Origin of the sequence: Mesorhizobium sp. M1A.T.Ca.IN.004.03.1.1 (genome assembly GCF_003997555.1) — a bacterium.
Taxonomy (GTDB): domain Bacteria; phylum Pseudomonadota; class Alphaproteobacteria; order Rhizobiales; family Rhizobiaceae; genus Mesorhizobium.
On the sequence record NZ_RZTV01000059.1, the window covers coordinates 1 to 428 of the forward strand.

General features: G+C 57.5%; 2 protein-coding genes. Both read right to left on the reverse strand.

The annotated features are described in order from the left end of the window. On the reverse strand, nucleotides 1-279 hold a 279-nt coding region (locus EOD29_RS30670; protein ID WP_127248781.1), incomplete at its 3' end, for a YciI family protein. A gap of 10 nt (nucleotides 280-289) precedes the next feature. Continuing rightward, nucleotides 290-428: YciI family protein (locus EOD29_RS30675; protein ID WP_245475486.1), on the reverse strand; the 139-nt coding region annotated here is incomplete at its 5' end.

Consider the following 428-nt stretch of genomic DNA (forward strand, 5'->3'; position numbering starts at 1 on the left):
CTTCGCCTCCTCTATATTCTCGGCTTCGATAAGCACAAAGCCGCCGAGGTGCTCCTTGATTTCGGCAAATGGGCCGTCGGTCGCAGAGACTTCACCATTGCGCAAGCGGACCGTGACCGCTGTTGACGGTTCATGCAAGGCGAGCGCCACCTGCAGGTGACCGCTCTCGCGCCATCGATTGTCGCTGATGATGCACTCCTGTGTGAGCGCATCCCATTCGCTCTGAGGGACCAGCTTGCTTTTTTCCGTGTCGAACCAGATCTGGCATAAAAATTTCATCGGTTTCTCCTCATTTGGCTGCGAATTCGTGGATTGGCCGCACTTCGATTGCGCCGAGCTTCGCAAGCGGGATGCCGGAGGCAACACGGATCGCGTCGTTAAGGTCCTTGGCCTCGATCAGAATGAAGCCGCCGAGCGCCTCCTTGGTC